The sequence below is a fragment of the Stenotrophomonas bentonitica genome (assembly GCF_013185915.1).
GTDB lineage: Bacteria > Pseudomonadota > Gammaproteobacteria > Xanthomonadales > Xanthomonadaceae > Stenotrophomonas > Stenotrophomonas bentonitica.
Map to the genome: position 1 here is coordinate 213848 of NZ_JAAZUH010000004.1, position 13173 is coordinate 227020.

The 13173-nt window shown below is 68.2% G+C and carries 12 protein-coding genes; 10 read left to right on the forward strand and 2 right to left on the reverse strand.

Annotation, left to right across the window (positions count from 1 at the left end; genetic code table 11):
* Window positions 1–14 precede the first annotated feature (14 nt).
* The 7 genes from HGB51_RS18770 to HGB51_RS18800 all read left to right on the forward strand — a co-directional run bounded on the left by HGB51_RS18770 (window position 15) and on the right by HGB51_RS18800 (window position 7665).
* Entirely contained in the window at window positions 15–545 is a 531-nt protein-coding gene (locus HGB51_RS18770; RefSeq protein WP_246233707.1) for a YceI family protein, read from the forward strand.
* A complete protein-coding gene (locus tag HGB51_RS18775; protein WP_070207921.1) occupies window positions 542–2575 on the forward strand; it encodes a phospholipase D family protein in 2034 nt (677 codons plus the stop codon). The genes HGB51_RS18770 and HGB51_RS18775 overlap by 4 nt, the downstream gene beginning before the upstream one ends.
* A 28-nt stretch (window positions 2576–2603) precedes the next feature.
* A complete protein-coding gene (locus tag HGB51_RS18780; protein WP_070207922.1) occupies window positions 2604–3038 on the forward strand; it encodes a hotdog fold thioesterase in 435 nt (144 codons plus the stop codon).
* Window positions 3039–3102: 64 nt separating this feature from the next.
* Window positions 3103–3894 (forward strand): lysophospholipid acyltransferase family protein, encoded by a 792-nt coding sequence (locus HGB51_RS18785; protein ID WP_070207923.1) that lies wholly within the window; start codon window positions 3103–3105, stop codon window positions 3892–3894.
* Between the two features lie 4 nt (window positions 3895–3898).
* Entirely contained in the window at window positions 3899–4891 is a 993-nt protein-coding gene (locus HGB51_RS18790) for a YheT family hydrolase (protein WP_070207924.1), read from the forward strand.
* A 64-nt stretch (window positions 4892–4955) separates the two neighbouring features.
* Window positions 4956–7025, forward strand: coding sequence for a tetratricopeptide repeat protein (locus tag HGB51_RS18795; RefSeq protein ID WP_070207925.1), 2070 nt, complete (start codon window positions 4956–4958; stop codon window positions 7023–7025).
* 10 nt (window positions 7026–7035) lie between these two features.
* Entirely contained in the window at window positions 7036–7665 is a 630-nt protein-coding gene (locus HGB51_RS18800) for a YbhB/YbcL family Raf kinase inhibitor-like protein (RefSeq protein ID WP_070207926.1), read from the forward strand.
* A gap of 78 nt (window positions 7666–7743) precedes the next feature.
* Here HGB51_RS18800 and HGB51_RS18805 read toward each other — a convergent pair whose 3' ends face one another.
* A complete protein-coding gene (locus HGB51_RS18805) occupies window positions 7744–8580 on the reverse strand; it encodes an META and DUF4377 domain-containing protein (protein WP_070207932.1) in 837 nt (278 codons plus the stop codon).
* A 20-nt stretch (window positions 8581–8600) separates the two neighbouring features.
* On the reverse strand, window positions 8601–9395 hold the full coding sequence (locus tag HGB51_RS18810) for an undecaprenyl-diphosphate phosphatase (RefSeq protein ID WP_070207927.1): 795 nt from the start codon (window positions 9393–9395) through the stop codon (window positions 8601–8603).
* A 213-nt stretch (window positions 9396–9608) separates the two neighbouring features.
* Between HGB51_RS18810 and glnA the strand changes: the two genes are divergently transcribed.
* The 3 genes from glnA to HGB51_RS18825 all read left to right on the forward strand — a co-directional run bounded on the left by glnA (window position 9609) and on the right by HGB51_RS18825 (window position 13056).
* Window positions 9609–11018 (forward strand): type I glutamate--ammonia ligase, encoded by a 1410-nt coding sequence (gene glnA / locus HGB51_RS18815; protein ID WP_070207928.1) that lies wholly within the window; start codon window positions 9609–9611, stop codon window positions 11016–11018.
* 250 nt (window positions 11019–11268) lie between these two features.
* Window positions 11269–11607, forward strand: a complete 339-nt coding sequence (locus HGB51_RS18820) for a P-II family nitrogen regulator (RefSeq protein WP_070207933.1) — start codon at window positions 11269–11271, stop codon at window positions 11605–11607.
* 18 nt (window positions 11608–11625) lie between these two features.
* Window positions 11626–13056, forward strand: a complete 1431-nt coding sequence (locus tag HGB51_RS18825) for an ammonium transporter (RefSeq protein ID WP_070207929.1) — start codon at window positions 11626–11628, stop codon at window positions 13054–13056.
* Window positions 13057–13173 lie beyond the last annotated feature (117 nt).

Sequence of the window (13173 nt, forward strand, 5' to 3'; positions counted from 1 at the left end):
CGCCCGCCAATCCCCTGGCTGCGCCGGCCCAGCTGCCGTCGCACGTCCTGCAGGTCGACGCGGCCCGCTCCCACTTCGGGTTCGAGATCCGCACCCGCCTGGGCCAGCGCATCGAAGGGGTGTTCCCGCGCTTTGAAGGCCGGGTGGACGTGCTGCCCGACGGCCGCCACCAGGTCCACCTGCGCATGTTCAGCCGCTACGTGGAAATTCCCGGCAAGGAACGCTACACCGCGTGGATGCGCGGCGAGGAGTTCTTCGACTCGGCCCGCTACCCGGTGGTGGAGTTCGATTCCAAGCCTTACTGGCCCGACCCCGTCCACCAGGGCGGGGTGATCGAGGGCCAGCTGATCCTGCGCGGCGTGTCCCACCCGGAGGTCCTGAAGGTCGAGCCGGCGGTCTGCCCCCGGGCCGGGTATGATTGCGACGTGGTCAGCCGCGGTACCGTGCAGCGGGGCCGGTATGGAATGGACAGCTGGCAGCTAGCCCTGAGTGATCGAGTGACCTTCGTATTGCGTGCACGCCTCCACGAGGCGCCGAAACCGTGAATTCACTGCTGCGGGTGTTGCTGCTGGCAACGCTGTTGCTGGGCAGTGGCTGTGCGTCGCTGTCCCATGCCGAACGCGACCGCGCCGCCGGCATTGCCAGCCAGGCGCGCTCCCAGGTGGTCGATTGCGACAAGCCGGACCGCTGCGCGCTGGACTCCCCGCTGCGCGCGCTGGCCGGGGACGCCTTCAGCCAGTCCACCCAGGCCGCGCCGCGCCATTACGCCACCATCCTGGACGAGGGCGAGACCACCCTGGTGGCGCGCCTGAACCTGATCCGCAGCGCCACCCGCAGCATCGACCTGCAGACCTACATCTTCGACAAGGACGACAGCGCCCGGCTGGTGCTGGACGAACTGCTGGCCGCCGCCCGGCGCGGGGTCAAGGTGCGGGTGCTGATCGACCAGCTCTCGGCGATCTCCGACCTGGAGATCCTGGCCGCGCTGGCCAGCAGCCACCAGAACTTCGAGCTGCGGGTGTACAACCCGACCTTCGGCAAGGCCAAGCTCAACTACGCCGACTATGCCGGCAGCGTGCTGTGCTGCTTCCGCCGCTTCAACCAGCGCATGCACAACAAGCTGCTGGTGATCGACGATGCGATCGGCGTGGTCGGCGGCCGCAACTACCAGGACGACTATTACGACTGGGACAGCGAATACAACTTCCGCGATCGCGACGTGGTGGTGGCCGGCCCGGTGGCACGCGGCATGGCGGTCAACTTCGAAGCCTACTGGCTGGCTCCGCGCAGCGTGCCGGCAGAGCGCCTCAACGATGTCGGCGCCACCCTGCTCCGGCAGGGCGCGCCGGCCATGCCGCCGGCCGACTACCGCCGCCCCGACCGGGTCGAGCAGGTGTTGCAGGAAGCGCAGGACCCGGCCTACATCCAGCGCATGTTCGTCGACCCCGCATTCCGGGTCGGTCCGGTGCGCTACGTGGCCGACCTGCCGCGCAAGCACCGCAATGAATCGTCCAGCCAGCCCGGCAATGGCCAGCACGTGACCGAGCCGCAGCTGGATTCGCTGATTGCCGGGGCGCAGACCGAAGTGCTGCTGCAGACCCCGTACCTGGTGCTGTCCAAGCCGGCGCGCAAGCTGTTCGAGGCCCTCAAGGCACGCGAAAAGCCCCCGCGCGTGGTGGTCTCCACCAATAGCCTGGCTGCCACCGACAACCCGATCGTGTACGCGCTGTCCTACAAGTACAAGCGCCGCAACCTGCGCGAGCTGGGCTTCAACATCTACGAGTACAAGCCGTTCCCGCTGGATGCGCCGGTCGACTACCGCAACCTGGTGCCGGCGCCGTTGGGCACCGCGCCCAGCAGCGAGCGCAACAGCAGCCTGCTGGGCGGCAGCGCGGCGGGCAGCAATGCGCGACGGGGCGGCAGGGACGACGACGCGACCCCGGTCGAACCGGATGCCCGGCGGCCGCAGCCCACCCCGGGCCCCGCCGCGCGCCGCCAGACCGACGGCAGCGTGGTCGAACGGCGCGTGCTGCGTGCCGAAACCCGGCCCTCGTTCCTGGGCACCCAGGCCGTGAACAAGCCGGTACCGGTAACCCGCAGCGGCGCGCGCATGGGCCTGCATGCCAAGTCGCTGGTGGTCGACCGCCGCATCGGCGTGATCGGCACCCACAACTTCGACCCGCGCAGCGAGAACTACAACACCGAAGGCGCGGTGATCATCGAAGACCCGGCCTTCGCCGAAGCGCTGGCGCAGAGCATCCTGCGCGACATCCACCCGAAGAACTCGTGGGTGGTGGCACCGCGCGCCAAGCCGCCGGTGCTGTCCGGCCTGAACTACAGCGTGGGCAAAGCCTCTGAAGCGTTGCCGCTGCTCGACTTCTGGCCGTGGCGTTACGCCACCGATTACGAATTCCAACCTGGCCCGGACTGCCCGGAGCCACTGCGTCGGCAGGACCCTGCGTTCCATTCCTGCTACGTCGCCGTGGGCGACTTCCCCGAGGTCAACGTCGGCCCGAAGTGGTTGCTGGTGCGCATGCTCACCGCATTCGGCGCTGGCCTGGTTCCCATCCTGTAGTTCCCATTCGTCGTACGGAGACGCCCCCATGACCCAGGTATTCCGCGAACCGGTTTCGATCGACGCGCTCAACGCGCTCAGCCGCAACACCCTGATCGAACACCTGGGCATCGTGTTCACCGCCGCCGGCGAGGACTGGGTGAGCGCTACCATGCCGGTCGACGCGCGCACCCGCCAGCCTTACGGCATCCTGCATGGCGGTGCCTCGGTGGTGCTGGCCGAAACCCTGGGCAGCAGTGCCGGCAACCTGTGCGTGGACACTACCCAGCAGGTCTGCGTCGGCCTGGAGATCAACGCCAACCACATCCGCGCCCAGCGCGGCGGCACCGTAACCGGCACCGCACGGGCGGTGCATGTGGGTCGCAGCACCCATGTCTGGGACATCCGGATCGAAGACGAGGCCGGCAAGCTGGTGTGCACCTCGCGGCTGACCCTGGCCGTGGTTCCGGCCGTCCGCCCTTGACCGCCGCTGGCGGTTTGCCCGCGATCAGCTGGCAGACCCCGCAGCGCTGGAGTATCGTGCGCGGATGACTTCCCCCCCTTCGGCCTCGCGTGGCGGCGTGGCGCGCGTATGCCGTTACCTGTATCGCGTTCCCCTCCTGCTGGTGCACCTCCTGCTGTTCCTGCCGCTGACCCTGATTGGCATGCTGCCGCCGTGGGGCCGTGTGCGCGTGGGCGGCTGGCCGCTGGAACACCGCGTGGTCAACGCCTGGTCGGCCGGCCTGATGTGGATCTTCGGCTTCCGCCTGCACCGCATCGGCACGCCGCTGCCGGGCGCGGTGCTGTTCGTGGCCAACCATGTCAGCTGGGTCGACATCTGCATGCTGCACAGCCAGCGCATGATGGGCTTCGTGGCCAAGCGTGAGATCGCCGGCTGGCCGGTGGTCGGCTGGCTGGCCGCACGCGGCCAGACCATCTTCCACCAGCGTGGCAGCACCGAATCGCTCGGTGGGGTCATGCAGGTCATGGTCGAACGCCTGCAGGAAGGCAAGGCGGTGGGCGTGTTCCCGGAAGGACGCACCCGTGGCGGGCACGAAGTGGGCCCGTTCCACGCGCGCATCTTCCAGGCCGCGGTGGAAACCCAGGTGCCGGTGCAGCCGGTGGCGCTGCGCTACGGCGTGCACGGCAACGCGCAGACCGTGGTTGCCTTCGGCGAGCGCGAAAGCTTCTTCGCCAACTTCCTGCGCCTGCTGGGCGAACCGGCACGTCGGGCAGAAGTGCATTTCCTCGCGCCCATTGGCACCCACGACCTGGAAGGCCGTCGCCGCATCGCGGAAACCTCGCGTGCGCGCATCGTGGCGGCCATGACTGCCCCGTAGCGCGATGCTGACCGCTGCCGACTACTGTCCGCCGCGTTGGCTGCGCAACCCGCACCTGCAGTCGATGCTCAGTTCCAGCCGTATGCGCATGCAGCGCGGCCTGGTGCTGCTGGCGGCGACCGGCGCAGTGACCGACGAATTGATCCTGGACGGTGGCGAAGGCGTGCGCCTGCAGGGCTGGCACAGCCGCATCGAAGGCCGCGAACCGGTCGGCATGGCGCTGCTGCTGCATGGCTGGGAGGGCAGCGCCGAATCCAGCTACATGCGCATGACCGCGGCGCGCATGCTCGAGGCCGGCTATGACGTGGTGCGCCTGAATTTCCGCGACCACGGCAACACCCACCACCTCAATCCCGGCATCTTCCATTCAAACCGCATCGACGAAGTGGTGCAGGCCGCCGGCGACATCGCGCGGCGCTGGCCGCAGCTGCCGCTGGTGGCGGCCGGCTATTCGCTGGGCGGCAACTTCGTGCTGCGGCTGGCGCTGCGCGCGCCGGCGGCCGGGGTGCCGCTGCGCCGGGTGGCCTCGGTGTGCCCGGTGCTGGACCCGGCCATCACCATGGAAAGCATTGAGAACGGCCCGGCGATGTACGACTGGTACTTCCGCCGCAAGTGGGCCGGGTCGCTGCGCCGCAAGCGCGACCTGTTCCCCGAGCTGAGCGACTGGGACGACCGCGTGCTCAAGCTCGACATCCGCGCGCTGACCGCGTGGCTGGTCGAACACCACACCGAGTTCGGCACCCTGCAGGCCTACTTCGACGGCTACTCGATCGCCGGCGACCGCCTGGCCGGGCTGGAAGTGCCGGCCGACATCCTGATGGCCCAGGACGACCCGGTCATCCCCTACGCCACCTTCGACGGCTGGCGCCTGCCGGCCCATGCCCGGCTGGAAATCGCGCCCTGGGGCGGGCACTGCGGGTTCCTCGAAAACTGGCGCGGCGACGGCTTCTCCGAGCGCTGGGTGGCCCAGCGCCTGGGCCTGGAAGCGCTGCCCTGAGGGCCGCCCCGGCGCGCCGCCGCCGGTGTTCTACAATCGGGGTTTGACCCCGAGCTGGACCGTCATGCAAGACAAGATTCTGCAAGCCCTGCGCCGCAACGCAGCGGACGAAGCCGCGCAGCTGGCGCGCGAATGGACCCAGGCCGAGCCGGAGCAGCCGCAGGCGCATCGCTGGCTGGCACTGGCGCTGCAACAGCAGGGCCAGCACGACGCCGCGCTGGCCAGCCTGCAGCGTGGGCTGGAACTGGCGCCGGACAATGCCGAGCTGCACCTGCAGCACGCCGGCCTGCTGCTGGCCCTGCGCCAGTTCGACGCGGCCAACACCGCGCTGGACCGCACCGCCGCGCTCAACCCCAATGAACTCTCCGCCTACCTGATGCAGGCGCACCTGGCGCTGTCGCGCAACGATGTGGACGAGGCCGAGAAGATCACCCGCACCGCCGCGCGGGTCGACGAAGACCACCCGGAAGTGGTCGCGCTGGCCGGCATGATCGCGCTGCGCCGCAACGACGCCGACCGCGCACTGGCGCTGCTCTCGGCGGCCAGCGAAGCGCTGCCCAACGATGCGCGCATCCTGTACGCGCTGGGTTTCGCCTACATGGGCAACGACCTGCTGGCGTTCGCCGAACAGGCGTTCCGCCGCGTGCTGGAGATCAACCCCGGCATCACCTCGCTGCAGGGCCTGCTGGTCCAGTTGTCGCTGCGCCAGGGCAATACCGAAGCCGCCGCCGCCACCGTGAACCAGGTGCTGTCCCGGCCGGAGACCGACACCCCGGCCATGCGCCGCCTGGCCGGCGAGCTGGCCCTGCAGTCCGGCGAGCCGCTGAAGGCGATCGAGCACCTGCTGCCGGTGCTGGAGCAGTGGCCATCCGACCGCCAGACCCTGCAACTGCTGTTGATGGCCTGGCAGCGCCTGGGCCGCGAAGCGCAGGCGCGCGACACGCTGGACGCCACCCTGGCCGCCCATCCGGCCGAACACAACGTGTGGCTGGCGCGGCTGTCGGTCGAGGTCGTGGGCAGCCCGGAAGCGGCCGCTGTCGCCGACCGTTGGATCGAGGCCATGCCCGGCCACATGGCCGCGCTGGAAACGCGCATGCGCCTGCACGACATGCGCGGCGAACCCGACGCGGCCGAAGCCATCGCGCGCCGCATCATCGCGCTGGAGCCGGGCCGCAGCAGTGGTGAGATGCGCGTGGTCGACGCCCTGCTGGCGCGCGACCCCGCTGCCGCCGTCGCCCATGTGGAGCAGCTGATCGAACAGGTGCCGGCCGAGGCCCGGCCCGGCCTGCGCGCCTGGCTCGGCTCGGTGCAGGACCGCGCCGGGCTGCGCGCCGCCGCACTGGCCACCTGGACCAGCCTGCATGCCGCCGAAGCGCCCACGCGCCTCCCGCTGCCGCCGCAGGCCAAGGCACCGTTGAGCTGGCCGGCGCTCGGCGAGGTCGCCGCCGACGTCGGTGCCCGCCCCATGTTCGTATGGGGCGCACCGGGCTCGGGCGTGGAGCGTGCCGTGGCTGCCATCGCGGCGGCCAGCCCGGTGGTGCGGGGCGACCGTTTCAGTCCGAACCCGCCCAACGACGCGTTCCAGAGTTACCACACGCTGCAGGACCTCTCCACCGGCAAGCTGGCGCCGGAGCAGCTGGCGGCGCAGTGGCGCGCGGCCCTGCCCGAACGCGGCCTGGCCGACGGCAACGTGATCGACTGGCTGCTGTGGTGGGACAACGCGTTGCTGTGGGCGCTGCGCCCGCAGTTGCCGGAAGGCCGCCTGCTGCTGGTGCTGCGCGACCCGCGCGACATGCTGCTGGAGTGGCTGGCGCACGGTGCACCGGCGCCGTTCGCGCTCAACTCGGTGGCCGAGGCGGCCGAGTGGCTGGCGCGCGCGCTGGCCCAGGTCGCCACCCTGCACGAGCAGGACCTGTACCCGCATGCGCTGGTGCGCATCGACGAGATCGGCAACGACCCGGCGGCCATGGCCGAGCATCTGGGCCGCCTGTTTGGCGTGCAGTTCCCGCCCGCACAGACGCTGGGCCCGGCGCGGTTCCCCGCCGGCCACTGGCGCCAGTACAGCGACGTGCTGTCGACCGCGTTCGCCCAGCTCACCCCGGTTGCGGTGCGGCTTGGCTATACCGAAGCCTGAGGAGACGTTGATGAAACTCACCAGCACCCATCTGCGCAATGGCGAGCCGATCGACAGCCGCTTCGCTGCGGGCGATGCGAACGGCTTTGCCGCCAACCGCAACCCGCCGCTGGCGTGGAGCGAGGTGCCCGAGGGCACCCGATCGTTCGCGCTGCTGTGCATCGACCCGGACGTGCCCACCGTGCCGGAAACGGTCGGCCGCACCGACTGCAGCGTGCCGGCCGACCAGCCGCGCGCCAACTTCACCCACTGGGCGATGGCGGATATTCCGGCCAACCTGCGGGACATTGCCGAAGGCAGCTGCAGCGACGGCTTCGTTGCCAAAGGCAAGCCGCAGCCGGCCGGCCCGGCCGGCGCGCGCCAGGGCCTGAACGACTTCACCGGCTGGTTCGCCGGCAACCCGGACATGGCGGGTCAGTACCTGGGCTATGACGGCCCGTACCCGCCGTTCAACGACGAGCGCGTGCACCGCTATTTCTTCCGGCTGTTCGCGCTGGACGTGGCCACGCTGGACCTGCCCACGCCGTTCACCGCCGCCGACGTGCACAAGGCGATGCACGGCCACGTGCTCGCCGAAGCGGCGTTGCATGGCACGTACACGTTGAACCCGCGCCTCAGTAGCAGTGACGCACCGCGCTGAAGAACGCGTCGCTACGCGCCCGTGCAACGAAGGGCCGACAACACCGAAGCGCCGGCCATGTGCCGGCGCTTCGCGCGATCACTTCTCGACAGCAGACTCCACCACCATATCCAGCACATACGCCTTCGACGACGCATCGGCCGGCGGGTTGGCCACGTTGAAGCGCTTCACCCGCAGCACGTTGCGCGTGCCGGCTTCGTGGGTATAGCCCTCGATCACGTCGTAGAAGTTCTCGAACGCACCCGGCGTCCCCTTCTTGATCCCGTTCTCGTCGAACTGGATCTCGCGCGTCTGCAGGCACTGCTTGTCGCGGATCATCGGGTGCGGACACGGCTTGGTCTGCGCGGCCACTTCAATGAACACCGTCTCGCCCGGGCCGCCGAAGCGGGTTTCGGCGGTCGGCTGCGGGGTGAACACCAGCACGTCGCCGCTGGCGGTGCGCAGGGTCAGCTGGCCTTCGGTGCCCAGTTCGGTCTTCAGCGCGCCTTCCAGCCGCGAGCCCACCGCCTGGTCCAGCGCCATCAGCGCCTTGTCGGTGCAGGCCATCATGGTCGAGGCCATCGGCGAAACGGTCAGCGTGCCGTCGGCCAGGGTGTAACCCCCGCCCATGCGGTTGCAGGTATTGCTCACCGCCAGGCGGCCGTCGATGAAGTCCAGCGTCACCGGCTTGTCGGCGCGCGCGAACAGCGCGTCGATGCGCTTGCCGCTGGCGTCGGTGGCACTGTCGAGCACCCAGTGGTTGCCCTGCAGGCGCTGCACGTCCAGCTGCGCGGCGGCCTTCTGGTCGGCCGCGGCGGTCGGCGCCGGGGCCAGGTCGTCGCGACCGGGGCCGGCGGGGGCCTGGCTGGAGGGGTTGCTGCACGCGGCCAGCAGGGCCAGCGGCAGGATCAGCATCAGGTTGCGGGTGGTTTTCATGGACATCTCCTTGGGGGACTTCAGTTACCAGCAGGCAGGAACAGCAGCAGTGCCGCGCCCAGCGCGATCCGGTAGTACGCGAACGCGGTGAAGCGGTGCGCCTTGATATAGCCCAGCAGCCACTTCACTACGACGAAGCCGGTGATGACCGCGGCAACAAAGGCCACGCCCACGTCGGTCCAGTTCTCGCTGGCCAGCTTGCCGTCCTTGGCCAGTTCCAGGAACGCGTAGCCACTGGCGGCGAACATGGTCGGAATACCGACCAGGAACACGAATTCAGTGGCCGCCGCGCGCCGGCTCAGGCCGAACAGCATGGCGATGAAGATCGCCGCCGCCGAGCGCGACGTGCCCGGGAACACGCCCGCCACGACCTGGGCCAGGCCGACCAGCACGGCCACCTTCCAGGTGACCTCGTCACGGTCGGGCAGGCGCGCGGCGCGCATTTCCACCAGGATCATCCAGATGCCGCCGATGATCAGCGCCCAGGCGATCGGGGTCACCGTCTCCGGCAGCTCCCAGCCGGCCAGGCGTACCGGCAGGCCGACCACGGCGGTGACCAGGAAGGCGGTGCCCAGCTTCAGCACGTAGTCGCGGTTGGCGCGGTCGTGCAGGCCGGTGGCCAGCGACCACAGGCGCTGGCGGAACACCAGGGTGATGGCCAGGATCGCGCCGGCCTGGATCACGATGTTGAAGAAGTCCGAGCGCGCGCCCAGCCAGTGCTGGGCGATCAGCAGGTGGCCGGTGCTGGAAATCGGCAGGAATTCGGTAAGGCCTTCAAGAATGCCCAACAGCAGGGCGGAAAACAGGTCGGACATCGGCGGGCAACGGCTCGGAAAATGAACTCGATCATAAAACATCACTGCCCGCACCAAATGTGTGCGTGGTGCGGCCGTTGCACCATCGTGGTGCGGAACGTTCAGGCGCCAGTTCAGTGCAGGCCGTGTGAAATCAACCACTTGTGTGCCGCAGAAAGTTGGCACGGGGATTGCTCTGTCCACACAGGCAATCACCCATCTGAGGTTTCACCGATGTCCGTGGAAAACGTTGAGAAGCTGATCAAGGACAACCAGATCGAGTTCATCGACCTGCGTTTCGTCGATATGCGCGGTGTGGAACAACACGTCACCTTCCCCGTCAGCATCGTGGAACCGTCGCTGTTCGAAGAAGGCAAGATGTTCGACGGCAGCTCCATCGCCGGTTGGAAGGGCATCGCCGAGTCGGACATGGTCCTGCTGCCGGACCCGGCCAGCGCCTACGTCGACCCGTTCTACCAGCACCCGACCCTGGTGATCAGCTGCGACATCCTCGACCCGGCCACCATGCAGCCGTACGGCCGCTGCCCGCGCGGCATCGCCAAACGCGCCGAAGCCTACCTGAAGTCCTCCGGCATCGCCGAGCAGGCCTTCTTCGGTCCGGAGCCGGAATTCTTCATCTTCGACTCGGTCCGTTTCGCCAACGACATGGGCAACACCTTCTTCAAGATCGACTCTGAAGAAGCGGCCTGGAGCACCGGCGACAAGTATGACGGCGCCAACAGCGGCTACCGTCCGGCAGTGAAGGGGGGTTACTTCCCCGTGCCGCCGACCGACTCGCTGCACGACCTGCGCGCTGAAATGTGCAAGGTGCTGGAACAGGTCGGCATCGAAGTGGAAGTGCAGCACCACGAAGTGGCCACCGCTGGCCAGTGCGAGATCGGCACCAAGTTCAGCACCCTGGTGCAGAAGGCCGACGAACTGCTGCGCATGAAGCACGTCATCAAGAACGTCGCCCACCGCAACGGCAAGACCGCCACCTTCATGCCCAAGCCGATCGTCGGCGATAACGGCAGCGGCATGCACGTGCACCAGTCGCTGTCCAAGGGCGGCACCAACCTGTTCTCCGGCGACGGCTACGGCGGCCTGAGCCAGATGGCGCTGTGGTACATCGGCGGCATCTTCAAGCACGCCAAGGCGATCAACGCGTTCGCCAACTCCGGCACCAACAGCTACAAGCGCCTGGTCCCGGGCTTCGAAGCCCCGGTCATGCTGGCCTACTCGGCACGCAACCGTTCCGCCTCGTGCCGCATTCCGTGGGTGTCCAACCCGAAGGCGCGCCGCATTGAAATGCGCTTCCCCGATCCGATCCAGTCCGGCTACCTGACCTTCACCGTGCTGATGATGGCCGGCCTGGACGGCATCAAGAACCAGATCGACCCGGGCGCGCCGAGCGACAAGGACCTGTACGACCTGCCGCCGGAAGAAGAGAAGCTGATCCCGCAGGTCTGCTCCAGCCTCGACCAGGCGCTGGAAGCGCTGGACAAGGACCGTGAGTTCCTCAAGGCCGGCGGCGTGATGACCGACGACTTCATCGACGGTTACATCGCGCTGAAGATGCAGGAAGTGACCCGCTTCCGCGCTGCGACCCACCCGCTGGAATACCAGATGTACTACGCGGTCTGAGCAACAGGTGGCGATGCCGAAGGACTTCCCTCCCACCTTCTGCATCGCCACCGCTTTTCGCACCACCGCGCACCGGCTGGGGAGCCAGGCGCGGGCACCACGCACCACCGTTTTACAGGGGCAAGAGAGACCGGACGCGCAGCATGGGCCTTCCTCCCTCCCGCGTCATCGCGGTCCATGCAGTCCGGCGCAAACGACCGGCGGCCATGTGCAAGTGGCCGTCGGCTCCATCCATCTTCGGGGCATGCGCATGAAATTGATCTCCGCCATCATCCGGCCGTTCAAGCTCGACGAGGTCCGCGAGGCCCTCTCCGATGCGGGCGTGTCGGGCATCACCGTGACTGAAGTAAAAGGCTTCGGCCGCCAGAAGGGCCACACCGAGTTGTATCGCGGCGCCGAGTACGTCGTGGATTTCCTGCCCAAGATCAAGATCGAAACCGTGGTAACCGACGAACGCCTGGACGCCGTGGTTGAAGCGATCCAGACCGCCGCCGGCACCGGCAAGATCGGCGACGGCAAGATCTTCGTCACCGCCGTCGAACAGGTCATCCGGATCCGCACCGGCGAATTCGGCGCAGACGCGCTCTAACCCCACTCGGAGCCCACAATGAAGACTTCCTTGTTCACCGGGTGGCAAGCCCGGTTCCATGCCGTGTGCCTGTTGATGCTGTTCAGCGCGCTCGCGGTGGGTGCATTCAGCGGTACCGCGCACGCGCAGGCACAGGTCTCGCCGGCGCCGAGCGAAACCGTCGCGGTCGAGCCGCTGCCGTCGCCCGAAGCGGCCCCGGCGCTCGCCGCGGAAGCAGAAGCCGCGCCCGCTTTTGATCGCGGCGACGTCGCCTGGATGCTCACCTCCACGCTGCTGGTGCTGCTGATGGTGGTGCCCGGTCTTGCGCTGTTCTACGGCGGCCTGGTGCGCTCGAAGAACGTACTTTCGGTTCTCAGCCAGATCCTGGTGGTGTTCTCGCTGGTGCTGATGCTATGGGTGGCCTACGGCTACAGCGCGGTGTTCAGCGAAGGCAACCAGTTCTTCGGTTCGTTCACCCAGTTCGCGTTCCTCAAGGGCTTCACGCCGGAGTCGGTGGGCAACACCCCGATCAAGGGCCTGCCGGACTATCTGTTCGTGGCGTTCCAGTCCACCTTCGCCGGCATCACCACCGCGCTGATCGTCGGCGCGTTCGCAGAACGCATCAAGTTCAAGGCGGTGCTGCTGTTCTCGGCGCTGTGGTTCACCCTCAGCTACATCCCGATGGCGCACATCGTGTGGGGTGGCGGCTACCTGGGCGCGATGGGCGCGATCGACTTTGCCGGTGGCACCGTGGTGCACATCAATGCCGGCGTGGCCGGCCTGGTTGCGGCGTACTTCGTCGGCAAGCGCATCGGCTACGGCCAGACCGCGCTGAAGCCGCACAACGTGCCGTTCACCTATATCGGCGCGATGCTGCTGTGGGTGGGCTGGTTCGGCTTCAATGCTGGCTCGGCCGCTGCCGCCGACACCGTCGCCTCGCTGGCCTTCATCAACACCATCCTCGCCACCGCGGCCGCGGTACTAGGCTGGACCCTGGTGGAAGCGGTCAGCAAGGGCAAGCCGTCCGCACTGGGCGCCGCCTCCGGCGCGGTGGCCGGCCTGGTCGGCATCACCCCGGCCTGCGGCACCGTCGGTCCACTGGGCGCGATCGTGATCGGCCTGGTCACCGGCGTGGTCTGCGTGTGGGGCGTCACCGGCCTCAAGCGACTGCTCAAGGTGGACGACACCGCCGACGTGTTCGGCGTGCACGGCGTCGGTGGCATCGTCGGCGCCCTGCTCACCGGTGTGTTCAGTGCACAGTCGCTGGGCGGGACCAAGGCCGACCTCGATATCGGCCACCAGGTCTGGGTGCAGTTCGTCAGCGTCGCCTTCACCATCGTGTGGTGCGCCGTGGTCACCGTGGCGATCCTGCTGGTGGTGCGCATGGTGTTCGGCCTGCGCGTGAACGAGGAAGCCGAACGCACCGGCCTGGACGTCACCTCGCACGGCGAGTCGGCCTACGAGGTCTGAGCGCGCGACATCACACAATCTTCGGGGCAACACCTTTGCTTCTGATGGACGTTACCTCTTGACGTCACAGCCGGCGGCCTTCGGACCGCCGGCTTTTTAATGCGCTCAAGGCTTCAC

Coding starts and splice junctions, on each gene's coding strand:
- HGB51_RS18780 (WP_070207922.1), top strand. CDS start 2,604: ATGACCCAGGTATTCCGCGAACCGGTTTCGATCGACGCGCTCAACGCG.
- HGB51_RS18785 (WP_070207923.1), top strand. CDS start 3,103: ATGACTTCCCCCCCTTCGGCCTCGCGTGGCGGCGTGGCGCGCGTATGC.
- HGB51_RS18790 (WP_070207924.1), top strand. CDS start 3,899: ATGCTGACCGCTGCCGACTACTGTCCGCCGCGTTGGCTGCGCAACCCG.
- HGB51_RS18795 (WP_070207925.1), top strand. CDS start 4,956: ATGCAAGACAAGATTCTGCAAGCCCTGCGCCGCAACGCAGCGGACGAA.
- HGB51_RS18800 (WP_070207926.1), top strand. CDS start 7,036: ATGAAACTCACCAGCACCCATCTGCGCAATGGCGAGCCGATCGACAGC.
- HGB51_RS18805 (WP_070207932.1), bottom strand. CDS start 8,580: ATGAAAACCACCCGCAACCTGATGCTGATCCTGCCGCTGGCCCTGCTG.
- HGB51_RS18810 (WP_070207927.1), bottom strand. CDS start 9,395: ATGTCCGACCTGTTTTCCGCCCTGCTGTTGGGCATTCTTGAAGGCCTT.
- glnA (WP_070207928.1), top strand. CDS start 9,609: ATGTCCGTGGAAAACGTTGAGAAGCTGATCAAGGACAACCAGATCGAG.
- HGB51_RS18820 (WP_070207933.1), top strand. CDS start 11,269: ATGAAATTGATCTCCGCCATCATCCGGCCGTTCAAGCTCGACGAGGTC.
- HGB51_RS18825 (WP_070207929.1), top strand. CDS start 11,626: ATGAAGACTTCCTTGTTCACCGGGTGGCAAGCCCGGTTCCATGCCGTG.